16 protein-coding genes are annotated in these 17,292 nt (G+C 37.3%); 5 read left to right on the top strand and 11 right to left on the bottom strand.

Features of this window, described 5'->3' with window-relative positions; translation table 11 throughout:
• Positions 1-174: 174 nt before the first annotated feature.
• The 10 genes from glyA to metK all read right to left on the bottom strand — a co-directional run bounded on the left by glyA (position 175) and on the right by metK (position 12,055).
• Positions 175-1,434, bottom strand: a complete 1,260-nt coding sequence (gene glyA / locus B0186_RS07985; protein ID WP_078218842.1) for a serine hydroxymethyltransferase — start codon at positions 1,432-1,434, stop codon at positions 175-177.
• A gap of 181 nt (positions 1,435-1,615) precedes the next feature.
• Positions 1,616-2,914, bottom strand: a complete 1,299-nt coding sequence (purD, locus tag B0186_RS07980) for a phosphoribosylamine--glycine ligase (protein ID WP_078218841.1) — start codon at positions 2,912-2,914, stop codon at positions 1,616-1,618.
• A 221-nt stretch (positions 2,915-3,135) separates the two neighbouring features.
• Entirely contained in the window at positions 3,136-4,737 is a 1,602-nt protein-coding gene (gene purH / locus B0186_RS07975) for a bifunctional phosphoribosylaminoimidazolecarboxamide formyltransferase/IMP cyclohydrolase (RefSeq protein ID WP_078218840.1), read from the bottom strand.
• A gap of 134 nt (positions 4,738-4,871) precedes the next feature.
• Positions 4,872-5,264 (bottom strand): DoxX family protein, encoded by a 393-nt coding sequence (locus B0186_RS07970; protein ID WP_078218839.1) that lies wholly within the window; start codon positions 5,262-5,264, stop codon positions 4,872-4,874.
• A 244-nt stretch (positions 5,265-5,508) separates the two neighbouring features.
• Complete coding sequence (locus B0186_RS07965) at positions 5,509-6,006, bottom strand: opioid growth factor receptor-related protein (RefSeq protein WP_078218838.1); 498 nt, start codon at positions 6,004-6,006, stop codon at positions 5,509-5,511.
• A gap of 18 nt (positions 6,007-6,024) precedes the next feature.
• The gene (locus tag B0186_RS07960; RefSeq protein WP_078218837.1) at positions 6,025-8,106 is read right to left on the bottom strand and encodes an AAA family ATPase; all 2,082 of its coding nucleotides are present in this window, start codon (positions 8,104-8,106) and stop codon (positions 6,025-6,027) included.
• 121 nt (positions 8,107-8,227) lie between these two features.
• Positions 8,228-9,217: a restriction endonuclease gene (locus tag B0186_RS11895; protein WP_211272433.1), complete on the bottom strand. Its 990-nt coding sequence runs from the start codon at positions 9,215-9,217 to the stop codon at positions 8,228-8,230.
• Between the two features lie 74 nt (positions 9,218-9,291).
• Complete coding sequence (locus B0186_RS07950) at positions 9,292-10,245, bottom strand: helix-turn-helix transcriptional regulator (RefSeq protein ID WP_078218844.1); 954 nt, start codon at positions 10,243-10,245, stop codon at positions 9,292-9,294.
• Positions 10,246-10,251: 6 nt separating this feature from the next.
• Positions 10,252-10,800 (bottom strand): SprT family zinc-dependent metalloprotease, encoded by a 549-nt coding sequence (locus tag B0186_RS07945; RefSeq protein WP_078218836.1) that lies wholly within the window; start codon positions 10,798-10,800, stop codon positions 10,252-10,254.
• A 100-nt stretch (positions 10,801-10,900) separates the two neighbouring features.
• Positions 10,901-12,055 (bottom strand): methionine adenosyltransferase, encoded by a 1,155-nt coding sequence (metK, locus tag B0186_RS07940; RefSeq protein WP_078218835.1) that lies wholly within the window; start codon positions 12,053-12,055, stop codon positions 10,901-10,903.
• A gap of 340 nt (positions 12,056-12,395) precedes the next feature.
• Between metK and rppH the strand changes: the two genes are divergently transcribed.
• The 5 genes from rppH to tadA are packed head-to-tail and all read left to right on the top strand — an operon-like array spanning position 12,396 to position 15,999.
• Positions 12,396-12,986: an RNA pyrophosphohydrolase gene (rppH, locus tag B0186_RS07935; protein ID WP_078218834.1), complete on the top strand. Its 591-nt coding sequence runs from the start codon at positions 12,396-12,398 to the stop codon at positions 12,984-12,986.
• A gap of 1 nt (position 12,987) precedes the next feature.
• Complete coding sequence (locus B0186_RS07930; RefSeq protein ID WP_078218833.1) at positions 12,988-13,782, top strand: sulfite exporter TauE/SafE family protein; 795 nt, start codon at positions 12,988-12,990, stop codon at positions 13,780-13,782.
• Positions 13,783-13,791: 9 nt separating this feature from the next.
• The gene (gene lgt / locus B0186_RS07925) at positions 13,792-14,598 is read left to right on the top strand and encodes a prolipoprotein diacylglyceryl transferase (protein ID WP_078218832.1); all 807 of its coding nucleotides are present in this window, start codon (positions 13,792-13,794) and stop codon (positions 14,596-14,598) included.
• Between the two features lie 16 nt (positions 14,599-14,614).
• Positions 14,615-15,466: a thymidylate synthase gene (locus tag B0186_RS07920; RefSeq protein WP_078218831.1), complete on the top strand. Its 852-nt coding sequence runs from the start codon at positions 14,615-14,617 to the stop codon at positions 15,464-15,466.
• 47 nt (positions 15,467-15,513) lie between these two features.
• Positions 15,514-15,999, top strand: coding sequence for a tRNA adenosine(34) deaminase TadA (gene tadA / locus B0186_RS07915; protein WP_078218830.1), 486 nt, complete (start codon positions 15,514-15,516; stop codon positions 15,997-15,999).
• 63 nt (positions 16,000-16,062) lie between these two features.
• Here tadA and fabB read toward each other — a convergent pair whose 3' ends face one another.
• Positions 16,063-17,283: a beta-ketoacyl-ACP synthase I gene (gene fabB / locus B0186_RS07910; RefSeq protein ID WP_078218829.1), complete on the bottom strand. Its 1,221-nt coding sequence runs from the start codon at positions 17,281-17,283 to the stop codon at positions 16,063-16,065.
• Positions 17,284-17,292 lie beyond the last annotated feature (9 nt).

The following is a 17,292-nucleotide window of genomic DNA, read 5'->3' as shown; positions in this document are numbered from 1 at the left end:
TTAGGAAGGGGGCTTTTTTTAACCGCACTTTAATATGGGGCATTTGTTAGAAATGAGCTATTTAAGCAAGGTATGAATGGGAAATAAATACGATAAAATCACACCGCACTTTAAACAAAAAAAGCGATGGCTAAACCATCGCTTGTAATCAAAATTGAGGTTAAAAAATAAGATTTATGGATAAACAGGAAGACGTTTACAAATTGCTAATACTTTTTCTTTCACATCAGCAATAACTTGTTCATGGTTATCTTTATTCATGCTATCTAAAATATCGCACATCCAACCAGCTAACTCTACAACATCTTCTTCTTTAAAACCACGGCGAGTAACAGAAGGCGTACCCACACGAATACCAGAGGTAATAAATGGTTTTTGTGGATCATTTGGTACCGCATTTTTATTAACCGTAATATTTGCACGGCCTAATGCTGCATCTGCTGCTTTACCTGTTAAACCATGGCTAACTAAGTCAACTAAGAATAAATGGTTTTCTGTGCCATTAGATACAACGTTATATCCACGTTGTTTAAAGACTTCCACCATTGCTTTCGCATTTTTCAATACTTGCGCTTGATATGCTTTAAATTCTGGTTCTAAAGCTTCTTTAAAACAAACCGCTTTCGCTGCAATCACATGAACTAATGGACCACCTTGTCCAGCTGGGAATACCGCACTATTTAATTTTTTGTACAATTCTTCATCGCCATTAGCAAGGATTAAACCACCACGAGGACCTGCTAAGGTTTTGTGTGTTGTTGTGGTTACTACATGTGCATGTGGCATTGGGCTTGGATAAACACCTGCAGCAATTAGACCAGCAACGTGCGCCATATCAACGAATAAATATGCACCCACTTCATCAGCGATTTCACGCATTTTTGCCCAGTCAACCACTTGAGAATAAGCCGAAAATCCACCTACGATCATTTTTGGTTTCACTTCATGCGCTTGTTTGCGTAACGCATCATAGTCAATTAAGCCTTCTGATGTAATACCATATTGTTCTGCTTTATAAATTTTGCCAGAGAAACTCACTGATGCACCATGAGTTAAATGGCCACCATGTGCTAGGCTCATACCTAAAATCGTATCGCCTGGATTTAATAATGCCATGTAAACAGCCGCATTTGCTTGCGAGCCTGAGTGCGGTTGTACGTTCGCATAATCTGCACCAAATAATTCTTTTGCACGATCAATTGCTAATTGCTCTACGATGTCCGTATATTCACAACCACCATAATAGCGTTTGCCTGGATAACCTTCTGCATATTTATTGGTAAACTGAGATCCCTGAGCTTCCATTACTCGTGGACTAGCATAGTTTTCTGATGCAATTAATTCGATATGCTCTTCTTGACGACGATTTTCATCTTGAATGGCTTGCCATAAGATTGGATCGTAATCGGCAATATTCATACTTCTTTTTAACATTGTGTTTTCCTCTTTTGCTAATTATAAAGTGGTAACTAGTTTACCTGTTTCGACTTAAAATTTTAATAAAAATTTAATTCCAATTTTTCATCAGACTTATGAAAACTTTTCATTAATAAGCGCCGTCATGAAAAATAAAAAGTTAATTCAGCTTTTTACGGACGCCAACGTGTCGTCCCTACTATTGCTTTTCTCTTTGTACTGCTCGATAGCCAATATCTCGGCGATAGAAACGACCTTTCCATTGGATTTTTTCAGCTAATGATAGAGCTTGTTGCTGAGCTGCAAAAACCGTATCACCTAAAGCAGTTACACAAAGCACACGACCGCCATTGGTTAAAAGTTTTCCCTCTTTCTGTTCGACACCAGCTAAAAAAACTTTTTGATTTGCTACCGCACTTACAGGCAAACCTTGAATTTCATCGCCTTTGCGATAATCCGCTGGATAGCCTTCGGCTGCTAGTACGATACCAAGTGCGGCTTGCTCAGACCATTGTGATTGCACTTGATCTAATTTTCCATCACAAGCGGCTAAACAAAGCTCAACTAAATCTGACTGTAAACGCATCATAATTGGCTGAGTTTCGGGATCACCAAAGCGGCAGTTAAATTCAATCACTTTAGGCTGCCCATTTTTATCAATCATTAAACCAGCATATAAAAAGCCTGTATAAACATTGCCTTCAGCTGCCATGCCATTTACCGTTGGATAAATAACCTGTTGCATAATGCGATCATGAATTTCAGCAGTGACTACAGGTGCTGGCGAATAAGCCCCCATTCCGCCTGTATTCAAGCCTGTATCATTTTCGCCCACTCGTTTATGATCCTGTGAAGTCGCCATTGGCTCGACATTTTTACCGTCCACCATCACAATAAAACTGGCTTCTTCGCCTTCTAAAAATTCTTCAATTACCACTCTACTTCCAGCATCACCGAAAGCATTACCAGAAAGCATATCTTTAATCGCCGTTTCAGCTTCCTCTAAGGTCATCGCAACAATTACGCCCTTACCAGCGGCTAAGCCATCAGCTTTAACCACAATAGGTGCACCTTTTTCACGCACATAAGCCAGTGCTTGTTCTACATCGGTAAAGTTTTGATATTCCGCAGTAGGAATTTGATGACGAGCAAGGAAATCTTTGGTAAAAGCCTTGGAGCCTTCCAGCTGTGCCGCCGCTTGCGTTGGTCCAAAAATTTTCAAACCAGCAGCTCGGAAAGCATCAACTACGCCAATCACTAAAGGTGCTTCAGGGCCGACAATGGTCAAACCAATTTGCTTGTCTTGTGCAAATTTAACTAATCCATCAATATCAGTCGCTGAAATTGCGACATTTTCTACCGCACTTTTGCCACCCGTTTCCATTGCTGTTCCAGCGTTACCCGGTGCTACAAAAACTTTACTTGCTAACGGCGATTGAGCCACTTTCCAAGCCAAAGCATGCTCACGCCCACCATTTCCGATAATTAAAATATTCATTCGTTTTCCTTTAAAATTCTTTCTTTGATTTTCTTATTCGACATCATGCAATAACGCAATGCATTAGATTAACTAGGTAGGGACGCCACGCTGGCGTCCGTAAACTATTTAGTAAAAAGTTAAATAATCACATTCAATTTTTTAACGGACGCCAGCATGGCGTCCCTACAGTCATTCCTATTGTGCATCAGCTATATCATAATGGACTTCTAGATTAAAAATTAATGACGGAAATGGCGCATTTTTGTTAATACCATGACCATATTATGTTCATTAGCGGCATCGATCACTTCTTGATCACGCATTGAGCCACCTGGATGAATGACACATTCAATCCCGACTTTAGCCGCTGCATCAATACCATCACGGAATGGGAAGAAAGCATCAGATGCCATTACACAACCTTTGACTTCTAAGCCTTCGTCTTGCGCTTTAATCCCCGCAATTTTTGCTGAGTAAACACGGCTCATTTGCCCTGCCCCAATACCAATGGTTTGATTATTTTTGGCATAAACAATAGCATTAGATTTTACAAATTTTGCCACTTTCCAGCAGAATAAAAGATCTTCTAACTCTTGTTTTGTTGGTTGACGTTTGCTCACGACTTCAAGATCATCTAAACCAACCATAGATAAATCCGCTTCTTGTACCAATAAGCCACCATTGACACGTTTAAAATCTAAACGTTGTTGTGAGCTTTCCCAATATCCACATTCTAATAAACGAACATTTTTCTTACTTTTAACAGCTTCTTGTGCCGCAGGGCTTACTTTTGGTGCAATGATGACTTCAACAAATTGACGATCAATAATTTCTTTTGCGGTTTTTTCATCTAATTCACGGTTAAAGGCAATAATACCGCCGAAAGCTGAAGTTGGATCCGTTTGATACGCACAGTTATAAGCTTCCAAAATATCTTCTCCAAGCGCAACGCCACAAGGATTGGCATGTTTGACAATAACACAAGCTGGCTCAGCAAAAGATTTCACACATTCAAGTGCGGCATCAGTATCGGCAATATTATTGTAAGAAAGTGCTTTACCTTGTAATTGTTTAGCCGTTGATACGCTCGCCTCTTTGACCTCATTCTCCATATAAAAAGCCGCTTTTTGATGACCATTTTCGCCATAACGCATTGATTGCTTACGCACAAAATTAAGATTTAAAGTTCGTGGAAATTGACCGCACTTCGCATCGGTATCTTCTTCCTCAGCAGTAAAATAAGGTTTTACCATTTGCCCAAAATAGTTAGCGATCATGCTGTCATACTGAGCGGTATGTTCAAATGCCTTAATCGCCAAATCAAATCTGGTTTCTAAAGTTAAACCATTTTGGTTTTGATCCATTTCAGCCAAAATGGCATTAAAGTCTGCATTATTTACCACGATAGCGACATCTTTATGATTTTTTGCCGCAGAACGTACCATTGTTGGTCCGCCAATATCAATATTTTCTACCGCATCTTCAAGGCTACAATCAGGTTTAGCCACTGTTGCCGCAAAAGGATATAAATTCACAACAACCATATCAATAGCATCAATTTGATGCTGTGCCATCACTTCATCATCTGTACCACGACGGCCTAAAATTCCACCATGAATTTTAGGATGCAAGGTTTTAACTCGCCCATCCATCATTTCAGGAAAACCCGTGTAATCTGACACCTCAGTTACAGGTAAACCACTTTCAGCAAGCAATTTTGCCGTGCCTCCTGTTGATAATAATTTCACTCCTCTCTTAGCTAAACCTTGTGCAAATTCAACAATTCCTGATTTATCTGAAACGCTGAGTAATGCTTGACGGATAGGACGATTTAATTGCATTGAAAATTTCCTTTAATTGAACCAATAAAAAAACGCCGGCATTATAACGCAAACGTTTGCTTTTGTGTAAATAAAAAATAAAAAAAGCCCGCATAAAGCAGGCAAAAGGGAGTATGAATAAAATATTAAAATAATTATTTTTTCGCTAATTTGTTATCTAATGCAAAGGCGCCAGCACCATGCACAAAGAAGAACAAGAAAACTAAAGAATATAATGCAGCAAGTTCACCGCCGTTCAAAATTGGTAATAATACATTCGCAGCAGAAGCGTGAACATAGAAATAAGCGACTGCCATTTGACCTGAAAGGATAAACGCCACAGGACGAGTGAATAGACCTAATATTAGCAATACCCCACCAATAATTTCAATGACGCCACCAATACCAAATAATGAGAATAAAGGTTGCTGACCAAAAACAGCTGGCATGCCGAAAACTTTATCTGTTCCATGTAATAAGAACATATAAGCTGCAACGATTCGTAATAAAGCTAAAACATAAGGGTTATATTTGTTTAATGAGTTCATAAAAATTCCTATATAAAATAATTAAAAAGAAATGTGTTAATTCACGCGGCGCATAATAGCGAAGCAGAGATCAGTAAACAATACTGAAATAAGAAAAGAACTTTTTCTTTTTAGTTAATAATAAACAGGTTATTGGATAAATTATGAACTTTTATATTGATATCAACCTTCAATTAAAAAATCAAAAAGAGCGGTTAAATTTTTACAAATTTAACCGCTCAAATAAACAAATAGTAATATAGAACTACTCAATTAAACTCTGCCAAATACCCATAGTTTCAGGTTGAATAACACCTTTTTCTACCCCCATTTTTAAGGCAAATTGTTGTAAGTTTTTGGCTAAGGTCTTTTGACCACAAATATTTAAACTACGAATTAAACGAGATATTTTTTTACTTTCATGCCCAATATTGCGTAACCAATAATTCCGAGCTATTAATTCAGGCTTGGCGTAAATTTGATCACCTTCACGATATAAACAAAAATAATCCAATAAAAAATCTACTGAATGTAAATACTTCTGTTGGATTTCGGCATTCTGGCTGAAATATTGAGCCTCTTGTTCAGTAAATACGGGCACATTGGTATTCCACTTGGAACTCTCCATCACGGGAAATAGCCAAGGAATATAAAAATATCCATCACCTAATATGATTTGCGGTATATTCCACATATCTTGTAATGAATAATTATATGCACCATTACATTTTTCTAAATAGAAGTTGATTACGGGATGATTCATTTGATACCTCGATAAAAATTAAAAACCAATTGTCATTTTCTGTGTGCCATTTTTCAATTCACACTCCTCTTTCAAGGCATCAAGCCAATCGGTCGTAGAATTAAACGGACAAAAATAATGGCGGCGAGCTACCGTAGCAAAATCGCCTAAGGTCAATTTCCTGAGTTGCTTAAGATAAGATAGCTCTTGCTTAGTAGGTATTGATAGCCCTAATTTTTCTACTTGTTGCTGTGCAAGGCTAAAAATTTGCTCTTCTTGCAAATAATCAAAATACAACTTCAAATCGAAACGTCTTAATGCCGCTGGATCAAGCCCATCCATAAGATTTGTGGAAACAACCATTAGCCCTTCAAAATGCTCAATTTGAGTTAACATTTCATTCACTTGGCTATGTTCCCAGCTCCGTTGCCCACTTTCTCTTGCAAATAAAAAAGTATCCACCTCATCTAAGACTAATAACATATTTTCTTCTTTCGCTCTCTCAAAAGCCTGAGCAATTTTTTGCTCAGTTTCCCCTACATATTTACTCAACAAATCAGAACCTTGACAACGCAATAAAGGCATATCCAATTCTTGAGCCAACCATTCAGCCCATGCAGTTTTACCTGTTCCAGGTGGTCCGTAGCAGCAAATACGCCCTCTTTTTGTTTGCGATAAACCTTGAGTAACCTTATATAAATCATGGCGACAGCTCACATAATCCAACGAATAACTCAATTTTTTCTGATTTAACGGCTGTACTTTGCGATGGCCTTGAGCAAGTAAGGTTTGATTAAATACATTTAGCAACTTATGAGAAAAATCAATTTTTTGATCCGCACTTTTTAGTTGTTTCACAACATTAATACCTCGCGTTAATATCGCAGGTGAAAGTGCCTGAACTTGTGAAAAATAACGCACATAATCATCAGAAAGATACTCCTCTGCGATTTCTCGAATTAATTTTTCTTTATATTTGGTTGGTAAATTAGGCATTTCAAAAATCAAATCAAAACGCCGTAAATAAGCAGGATCAATACCTGAAACTGAATTAGAAATCCAAATCATTGGAGTGGTATTATTTTCTAAAAAATTATTGACCCAAGCTTTATTTTGTTGTGCTACTGAACGCTCAAATAAACCGCTTGCAAAAACATCTTCTACTTCATCAAAAATAACAATTGCATCTCGATCTTGTAATAAGGTTTGTGCTAAGTGGCAACGATTTAAACGTCTCTCACCATCAATAATATCGCCGTCCTCATCTTCATAATGTAAGAAATAGCAAGGGACATTCAACGTTTCTGCGAGCAAGGTTGCCAATTCTGTTTTACCCGTGCCTGCTAAACCATAAAGCAAAATATTAGCACCGCACTTTTTGCTCTTTAAACAATCCGCTAAATAATCCAGCAAAGTTTTACGCATATCTGCAATATGTTCAAAATTCGCTAGCGTTAAAGAGGATTTTTTCGCTACTTTAAGTGCCTTTTTCAGCAATAAATCCTCATCTAATTCAAACAGCAAGAAATCATCAAAATCAATGGTATGACCCCAATTAAAATAATCATCCACATCATTATAATTTCCTCTGTTATCCTTCATTACACCATAACTCATTAAATTAGCAGATTTTTTGACCGCATTTATGACTTTACTTTTTGCAATATTCAATAAATCAGCCACTACAGAACAAGCAGTATTCAGATCAACATTACCAAGATAATCTAAGGTATTTTCTAAACTTTTTTCTGCTTGAAGGTGCATCGTAAATTGCAATATTTTGATTTCTTCAGCAGTTAAATCTAAATATTTTTGAATTTTCGCTATATTTTGGTAAGCAACTACAAAATTATCAGGAATATCCAATGGCAAATTTTGGATTTCTGCATAACGTTTTTTGAGGGCTTTATTGATGGCTAGCTTAAATGAAATGCCACTGTCTTTAGCAAAATAAAGAGGGTCATCTTCTTCTGGAAGCCCTAAACTTGCGGCTAAATTATCATCTCTGTAACTAGACTCTCGAATAAATTTATTTATCACATTATGTTCAAGCAATACTTTTAAAATCAGTTTTTCTGTATAAAGCGACACTGTTGGTGGATTTAATTTGATGTCACACATAAAAAATACCCCTATCATCTTTTAATAGAGGTATTTTAAATAGCAAAGCGACAAATCTTGTCGTTTAACTGTTCTTTTCTAAATTTATATTTACTAGATATTCTCTCTTTGCAAATATAAATTAGACAATGACTGGCACATGCAGAATTCCTAATGAGCTCTTTGTTGCCATAGACAAATTAGCAACATGCTTATAAATCCAATCGACAAGTTGAATCCCCTCAATCACTAGAATATTATTGTCCTCTGCTAGCAAAGCTGCAGCTTCAGATAAAATAGCAGTTGTCACTAAACATTTTTTATAATTCATCTCGACTTCATCATCTGAACATTGATATTCAAGTAATTGTTTAACTCCTCGACTATCAGTTTCTCCTTCATGTAACTTCGCTTGAATAAATAAATTATTTGAGAAAATATCTCTACCATAAGCTTTAATATCTATATCGGAAATATCTGATGACTGATTTTTAGCTTTTCGAATAGCTGTATATCCCTCTAACTTTAATAGTTCAATAATTAACATTTCAAATTTATCTGGCGATAAATAACTTTTACCAGATACTATTTTCTGGAGTAAATCCTTTTTAAATCGTTCTTCTAGTTTTTCTTCTTCTCTAATTAGATAAGTATCATAAGTATAAACATCACCATTGCTAATATCATTAATCAAATTTTGAATCTCAGCTTCAAATTCTTTTAGGTTACATATACTCCCTCGGAATTTTAAATAACGCTGAAAATTATCTGTTAGCTTAGCTCTTGGTACCTTAATTAATTTATCTGTGTTTTTATCTCTAAAAAAAGAAACTGAAACTAAATTTGTTGCTTTATATCCAAAACTAACATCAAAGTTTTTCTTACCTTCCACAATACCAATAGCAACAGATTTAACGAGAGGAATAACAACAATATCTCCCGCTTTTAAACTAAAAAAATACTTAATCTTATTTTTAGATTTCCCAATTCCATTGGGATATTGTTCTTTGATCCTATGTAATAAATCTCTAATATTTTGGAATTGAGAGAAATCAACCTTACCCCAGCCCAAACCAACATAACCTTTTTTAATTACTTTTTCATCAGTTCTGACTAAATAAATATTCGCCATTCGCCCTCCAATTAGCTTTAAATAATATTAGAAACTATTTTAAATATTTATATGGCATTATAAGTCGTATAAGTCTAAGCCCCAATTTTTTCTATATCCCAAATCTCATCGCCAAATTTTGCTAGCCACCAATTTAGCATTTCCGTGTCCACTAAAGTGGCTTGAAATCTGTAATGTTTATCGTCTTCTTCAAGAGTTATCTGATCTTTAGATAAAGGCGTTTCGGTTAAATGAAAGCCAGCCCATTTTGCAATGGAAAAAGTTAATTTAATTTTTTTGCCATCGCCAAAGCCAAAATGACCTTCTGAAATATATTCCTTAAGATTAAAAGTTTGAGGGCGTTCAAAACTCATTGTGGATATTTCGGCAGATAAAATTCGATGTAAGGCTAAATGGAGAATAGATCCATTTTCATATTGCACCACGAGATAACTACTGGCACCTTGTTGTGCTAGTGCTAATGGCATGACCCTAGCTGAATGTTCTTTTCCTTTCTGATTACGATAAGCAATGCTTAACCATTTATTTCTATATAAAGCTAAGCTCACAGATTTAAAAATTTCAGGGGCAATTTCTGCGGGTATTAAAGGTTGGCTAGTAGGAACAATGCAAGTTTTTTCTAGCCATTGATGTCCTTCAGTATATTTATTATCGTAAATTAAATTCCGTTCTGCTTGTACAAAAAAGGGCTCCATAATGGACATAATATTACTTGGTAACAAAGCGCTTAAATGGTTTTTGGCAAGCATTAAGACTAGAGATTGCTGCTCATTAAGCATAGGTAAACTTAAACCACAACTTTGTTCTTTCCATTTATATCCTGCGGGCTTATTGCCATCACAATCTAAATGTTGCTCAAATTGCTCGCATAATGTTGCTAAATGACGTTGAATAGAACGTAAATCTCGCTTGTAGCCTGCCTCTTGCAAGCGTTCTTGTAACTCTTTGCTACTTATGCGCTTATTTTTAGGAATTAGACTTAATAACTTCAGTTGAAACTGCAAAGTGCTGTATTTATCTTCTTTCATATCCATTTACTCCACTTCATCTTTCATTTCAATTTGCTCAATTTTATCGCTAAAAACTAAAGTACCTTGACATTTTTTGCAAAAATACACCGCACTTTTCTGTTGAATTTTATTATGACGGCGGATTGATAGCTGATGGGTTTGGCATTGACATTGATAAAGAAAAGTTTTGCCTCTGACATTGCTCACATCAAATTGGTGACAAGTATCCGCTGGTAGCTGGAAAATCTTATTCATTACCGCTTGCCATTCTGCACCATGAGGTTTTACTCGCCCGAATTGTTGGTACACAATTAAATGGGCTAGTTCATGAGGAACCACTTGCTGAATAAATTGTTGTGGATTTTCCAATAATAAAGTGCGGTTTAATTTTATGCTGTTTTGTTGCAAATAGGCGACACCTGCTTTTAATCCTCGGGCATCATAGCTAAGGGTTGGCATGGGAAAATCACGTTGAAAATAGAGCTCAGCCATTTTCAAGCAATCTCTTAAACGCCTTTGGATTTGCATTTTGAGCTGACGAAAGTCGGCGGAATTTGGTTCAGTTTGAGGCATAAGAAGCGTAAAGTGCGGTTGAATTATGAAGTGATTGTAGGGACGCCACGCTGGCGTCCGATAATATATAAAAGGACGCCAATTGGGCGTCCATTTTAGATTATTTCAAACCTGCGGTAGCACGCAACTCTTCTGCACGATCCACTTTTTCCCAAGGGAACTGCTCACGTCCAAAATGTCCGTAAGCAGCGGTTTGACGATAAATAGGTTGGATTAGATCTAACATTTTGATCAAACCATAAGGGCGTAAATCAAAGAACTCACGCACTAATGCCACCAATAATTCATTGGCAACTTTGCCAGTACCAAAAGTTTCCACCATAATTGAGGTTGGTTCAGCTACACCGATTGCATAAGAAAGTTGGATTTCACAACGATCTGCTAATCCTGCAGCCACAATATTTTTCGCCACATAACGAGCCGCATAAGCAGCGGAACGATCCACTTTCGATGGATCTTTTCCAGAGAATGCACCACCACCATGACGAGCTGCACCACCGTAAGTATCTACAATGATTTTACGTCCAGTTAAACCACAATCGCCCATTGGACCACCAATCACAAAGCGACCTGTTGGATTGATAAAATACTTAGTGTCTTTGGATAACCATTCCGCTGGTAAAATTGGCTTGATGATTTCTTCCATTACGCCTTCGTGAACAGTTTTTTGATCAACTCTATCGCAATGTTGAGTAGAAAGTACAACAGCATCTACGCCAACGATTTTGTTATTTTCATATTTTAGGGTCACTTGGCTTTTCGCATCAGGACGTAACCAATCCAACGTGCCATTTTTACGCACTTGAGCTTGACGTTCCATTAAACGATGAGCGTAGGTAATCGCAGCTGGCATTAAAACTTCCGTTTCATTTGTGGCATAACCAAACATAATGCCTTGGTCACCCGCACCTTGATCCAATGGACTTTCACGATCCACACCTTGATTAATATCAGAAGATTGTTTACCAATAGCATTTAATACCGCACAAGAATGACCATCAAAGCCCATCTCTGAATGTTTATAACCAATATCGCAAATCACTTGACGAGTTAAGTTCTCAATATCTACCCAAGCGGAAGTGGTAATTTCTCCCCCCACTAAAGCCATACCTGTTTTTACATAGGTTTCACAAGCAACACGAGCTTTTGGATCTTGTTTTAAAATCTCATCAAGTACAGCGTCTGAAATTTGGTCTGCAATTTTATCTGGATGCCCTTCTGATACAGATTCAGAAGTAAATAAATAAGATGACATAGGTTTTCCTTAATATTACAAATTCTTTATATAATTTTCTTTATACAATAGTTTTAGATGTTTTAACGTCTAGACGGCTATAATACGCTTTTTTAACTAAAAGGCAAGTTTTAATTATGTAAAATAACTGTAAATTTATATAGTTAAAAATGAAGTGCTTAATTTAAGTTGTGCAAAAAGGCATATTATGAAACAATCTGCAAATTATTCGGCATTGTGCAGACAATAATATTTTCACTCCAATATTTTTATCTACTCTCAAAAAAGAAAATATTACTTATTACCGCATATATCTATGTCAAAACTAGCAAAAATTAACTATTAATTAAGGTGAAGGATAGTGATCGATTTCGATGGCTACCGTCCGAATGTGGGTATCGTGATCTGTAATTCAAAAAGACAGGTACTTTGGGCGAAAAGATATGGACAAAACTCTTGGCAGTTTCCACAGGGTGGAATAAATGATAACGAAACTGCCGAGCAAGCGATGTATCGCGAATTATATGAAGAAGTGGGCTTAACCCCAAAAGATGTCAAAATCTTATATGTTTCAAAACATTGGCTACGTTATAAATTGCCAAAGCGTTTACTTCGCTATGATAGCCAGCCAATCTGTATCGGGCAAAAACAACGTTGGTTTTTACTACAATTAGTTTCCGATGAAAAAAGCATCAATATGCAACGTACAAAATCGCCAGAATTTGATGGCTGGCGTTGGGTTAGCTTTTGGTATCCTGTAAGACAAGTTGTGGCGTTTAAGAAAGATGTATATCGCAAAGCAATGAAAGAATTTGCTGCATTTTTATTCGATACAAATTTGAATTCTAAAATAGCGATACCAGAAGAAAAAAAAGCTTCTTTATCATCAATTAAAAAAACACATTTTTACAAAAAATATCATAAATATTCTTCAAATAAGTTAGGGGGATAAGATGTTAACCTTTTTTCTCATTTGTCTAGGTGTAGGTGCCTTTGTGGGTTTTCTCGCTGGCTTATTCGGTATTGGTGGGGGACTTATCATTGTCCCAACCCTTGTCTACTTGCTCCCAATGGTAGGCGTTCCAGATAATCTACTTATGTCAACCGCACTTGGAACCTCTTTCGCCACTATTGTCATCACAAGTTTTTCTTCCGCACAACGCCATTACAAACTGGGCAATGTGGTTTGGGATGCGGTTAAAATTCTCATACCAGTGCTCATGTTATCTACCTTTATTTCAACGGGTATTGTAAGCCAATTAGATAAAAGTTTATCCAGCAAACTCTTTGCGATTTTAGTCGTTTACATGGCGATAAAAATGGTTATCTCGATTAAACCTCAAACCCAAAATAACAAAACACTCACACCACTATCATCTGCCATTGGTGGTGTTTTAATTGGTATTGCTTCAAGTATTGCGGGTATTGGCGGTGGCGGATTTATCGTGCCATTTTTAAATTCCCGTGGTGTTGATATGAAAAAAGCCATTGGCTCCTCTGCTGTTTGTGGCATGTTGTTAGGGCTGTCGGGTGCAGTTAGTTTTATGCGTAGTGGCTGGAATGTCGCTGAAATGCCAGAATATTCTCTTGGTTATGTTTATTTACCAGCAGTTTTAGGTATCACGCTTACGTCATTTTTTACTTCAAAGCTAGGTGCAACAACCACAACAAAACTCCCAGTACCAACCTTAAAACGCTATTTTGCAATGATGCTTATTGTTATTGCGCTTAATATGATCTTTAAATAAGGAAACTTAATGAATACCACATTTTTTAAAATGCCCTATATTGACCCTGTTATGTTTAGCTTAGGTCCTATCAGTTTACATTGGTATGGCGTGATGTATTTACTCGGCTTTGCCTTTGCTTATTGGCTAGGTACAACGAGAGCCAAAAAATCTAACTGTGTCTGGACAGCAGAACAAGTAGAACAATTATTATATAACGGCTTCTTTGGCGTGATTTTAGGTGGAAGAATTGGTGATGTGTTCTTCTACAACTTTGACAAATTCTTAGATGATCCTATTTATCTATTTCGTATTTGGGAAGGCGGAATGTCTTTCCACGGCGGATTAATAGGAGTTATTCTTGCTATGATTTGGACCTCTCGCCGTCAAGGTCATTGCTTCTGGCAAACCGCTGATTTTGTTGCGCCTTTAATACCTTTTGGTCTAGGTATGGGAAGAATTGGTAACTTCATAAATAGTGAATTATGGGGGCGTGTAACAGATGTACCTTGGGCGCTTATTCCTTATGGTTCAACAACGCCTCGCCATCCTTCTCAATTGTATGAAGCTTTCTTAGAAGGTCTGGTTTTATTAATCATCTTAAATCTCTATGTGCGCAAACCTCGCCCAACAGGCTCTGTGGCTGGTCTATTCTTAATTGGTTATGGGATCTTCCGTTTCCTCGTGGAATATGTGCGAGAAATTGATCACAATGTAAACACAGTAAATGATTTGCTTACTCGTGGACAAGTTCTCTGTTTGCCAATGATTTTCGGTGGATTAGCCATTATGATTTGGGCTTATCTTCGTGCCAATAAAAGAAAAAGTGCGGTTTAAAAAAGGATAATATTTTATGCGTCAATATTTAGATTTATGCCAACGTATTATTGATCAAGGGACTTGGGTAGAAAATGAACGCACAGGAAAACGCTGTTTAACTGTGATTAATGCAGATCTTACTTATGATGTTGCCAACAACCAATTTCCTTTGATTACCACCAGAAAAAGTTATTGGAAAGCGGCGATTGCAGAATTCTTAGGCTATATTCGTGGCTATGATAATGCTGCAGACTTCCGAAAACTAGGCACCAAAACTTGGGATGCCAACGCTAATGAAAATCTTGCATGGCTCAATAACCCAGTGCGTAAAGGCACTGACGATATGGGACGTGTTTATGGTGTACAAGGTCGTAGCTGGCGTAAACCGAATGGCGAAACAGTAGATCAGCTGCGTAAAATCGTGAATAACTTAAGTAAAGGAATTGATGATCGAGGCGAAATTTTAACCTTCTTCAATCCGGGAGAAATTGATTTAGGTTGCTTGCGCCCTTGTATGCATACCCATACCTTCTCTTTATTAGGCGATACACTATATTTAACTAGCTATCAACGCTCTTGCGATGTTCCATTAGGGCTAAATTTCAATCAAATTCAAGTTTTTACCTTTTTGGCATTAATGGCGCAAATTACGGGCAAAAAACCAGGGCAAGCCTACCACAAGATTATTAATGCGCATATTTATGAAGATCAACTTGAATTAATGCGTGATGTTCAACTAAAACGCGAGCCTCTGCCGTTACCAAAATTAGAAATTAATCCTGATATTAAAACACTGGAAGATTTAGAAACTTGGGTAACCATGGACGATTTCAAAGTCATCGGCTATGAATGTCATGAGGCAATTAAATATCCATTCTCTGTTTAATCTAAACAGGAACAAGCTCAAAAGTGCGGTCTGATTTTGATGAGAAAATGATGCGTCATGCCCTATCCCTTGCGGAGAGGGCTGAAACATTAGGGGAAATTCCAGTAGGTGCTGTTTTAGTCGATAAGCTAGGAAATATCCTTGCTGAAGGTTGTAACCTCTCAATCATTCACAATGATCCCACAGCCCATGCTGAAATTATTGCTCTGCGCCAAGCTGGGCAAAAACGACAAAATTACCGCCTACTTGACACAACCCTCTACGTTACTTTGGAACCTTGTACTATGTGTGCTGGCGCTATTTTGCATAGTCGCATTGGGCGCTTAGTTTTCGGTGCTTATGATTATAAAACAGGTGCGGTTGGTTCACGCTTTCATTTTTTTAATGATTACAAAATGAACCATGTGTTAGAAATTACTGGCGGTGTATTACAAGAAGAATGTAGCCAAAAACTCAGCTCATTTTTTCAAAAACGTAGAGATCAGAAGAAAAAAGAAAAATTAGAAAATAAACAATTAGATGCTAATTCATAGCAAGAAAAGAAACAAAAAACGCTCAACATTGAGCGTTTTTCGCTTATTAGGCGTAATAAAAAATTATTTGCTATAACGCTTAAACACTAACGCCGCATTTGTTCCACCAAAACCAAAGCTATTTGACATTACAGTTTGAAGTCCTGCATTTTCTTTTGTTTCAGTCACAATATTCATACCTTCAGCTTGTTCATCTAAAGTTTCAATATTAATACTTGGCGCAATAAAATCATGCTCTAACATCAATAAAGTATAGATTACTTCATGCGCACCTGCCGCACCTAATGAATGTCCAGTCATGGATTTTGTTGAAGAAATAGCAGGTTTTTGATCGCCAAATACATTGAGAATTGCCCCTAACTCTTTTACATCACCAACAGGTGTAGAAGTACCATGCACATTAATATAGTCGATTGGCGTATCTACTGTTGCAAGCGCTTGTTTCATACAACGTTCTGCACCCTCACCGCTTGGCGCAACCATGTCATAACCATCTGATGTAGCGCCATAACCCACAATTTCAGCATAAATTTTTGCACCACGAGCAAGCGCATGTTCTAATTCTTCCACGACCACTACCGCACCACCACCAGCGATAACAAACCCATCACGGTTTGCATCATAAGCACGAGAAGCTTTTTTAGGCGTTGCATTATACTTAGTTGAAACAGCTCCCATCGCATCAAATTCAGCAGCACATTCCCAGCACAACTCCTCTGCACCACCTGCAAAAACAACATCTTGTTTACCCAATTGGATTAACTCTACCGCATGACCAACACAGTGTGCAGAAGTCGCACAAGCGGAACTGATTGAATAATTGACACCACGAATTTTATAAGGTGTAGCTAGACAAGCTGATACGCTTGATGCCATAGTTTTTGTTACTGCATAAGGTCCTATTGCTTTTACGCCTCTCGGTCCACGAGCAACATCACAAGCAATAAGTTGATTACGTGCAGATCCTGTGCCAGCACCGATAACAAGACCTGTACGATCATTAGAAACTTGATCTTCAGTTAAACCAGAATCTTCAATTGCTTCTTTCATTGAAAGATAAGCATAAGCTGCAGCATCGCCCATAAAGCGATAAATTTTGCGATCAATCAAATCTGCTGGATTTAATTTAATAGTTCCTGCCACATGACTGCGCATACCCATTTCAACAAAATCTGGTACAAGCTCAATGCCCGATTTTCCTGCTTTTAAAGACTCCAATACTTCTTGTTTGTTGTTACCAATACTAGAAATAATACCCAAACCTGTGATCACGGCTCTTCTCATAGAAAAATT

It is taken from the genome of Canicola haemoglobinophilus (assembly GCF_002015075.1).
In the GTDB taxonomy this organism is placed as follows: domain Bacteria; phylum Pseudomonadota; class Gammaproteobacteria; order Enterobacterales; family Pasteurellaceae; genus Canicola; species Canicola haemoglobinophilus.
Note: the sequence above shows the minus strand (reverse complement) of the source record. Positions and strands in the feature narration are given on the sequence as shown.

Coding starts and splice junctions, on each gene's coding strand:
- glyA (WP_078218842.1), bottom strand. CDS start 1,434: ATGTTAAAAAGAAGTATGAATATTGCCGATTACGATCCAATCTTATGG.
- purD (WP_078218841.1), bottom strand. CDS start 2,914: ATGAATATTTTAATTATCGGAAATGGTGGGCGTGAGCATGCTTTGGCT.
- purH (WP_078218840.1), bottom strand. CDS start 4,737: ATGCAATTAAATCGTCCTATCCGTCAAGCATTACTCAGCGTTTCAGAT.
- B0186_RS07970 (WP_078218839.1), bottom strand. CDS start 5,264: ATGAACTCATTAAACAAATATAACCCTTATGTTTTAGCTTTATTACGA.
- B0186_RS07965 (WP_078218838.1), bottom strand. CDS start 6,006: ATGAATCATCCCGTAATCAACTTCTATTTAGAAAAATGTAATGGTGCA.
- B0186_RS07960 (WP_078218837.1), bottom strand. CDS start 8,106: ATGTGTGACATCAAATTAAATCCACCAACAGTGTCGCTTTATACAGAA.
- B0186_RS11895 (WP_211272433.1), bottom strand. CDS start 9,217: ATGGCGAATATTTATTTAGTCAGAACTGATGAAAAAGTAATTAAAAAA.
- B0186_RS07950 (WP_078218844.1), bottom strand. CDS start 10,245: ATGAAAGAAGATAAATACAGCACTTTGCAGTTTCAACTGAAGTTATTA.
- B0186_RS07945 (WP_078218836.1), bottom strand. CDS start 10,800: ATGCCTCAAACTGAACCAAATTCCGCCGACTTTCGTCAGCTCAAAATG.
- metK (WP_078218835.1), bottom strand. CDS start 12,055: ATGTCATCTTATTTATTTACTTCTGAATCTGTATCAGAAGGGCATCCA.
- B0186_RS07930 (WP_078218833.1), top strand. CDS start 12,988: ATGTTAACCTTTTTTCTCATTTGTCTAGGTGTAGGTGCCTTTGTGGGT.
- lgt (WP_078218832.1), top strand. CDS start 13,792: ATGAATACCACATTTTTTAAAATGCCCTATATTGACCCTGTTATGTTT.
- B0186_RS07920 (WP_078218831.1), top strand. CDS start 14,615: ATGCGTCAATATTTAGATTTATGCCAACGTATTATTGATCAAGGGACT.
- tadA (WP_078218830.1), top strand. CDS start 15,514: ATGATGCGTCATGCCCTATCCCTTGCGGAGAGGGCTGAAACATTAGGG.
- fabB (WP_078218829.1), bottom strand. CDS start 17,283: ATGAGAAGAGCCGTGATCACAGGTTTGGGTATTATTTCTAGTATTGGT.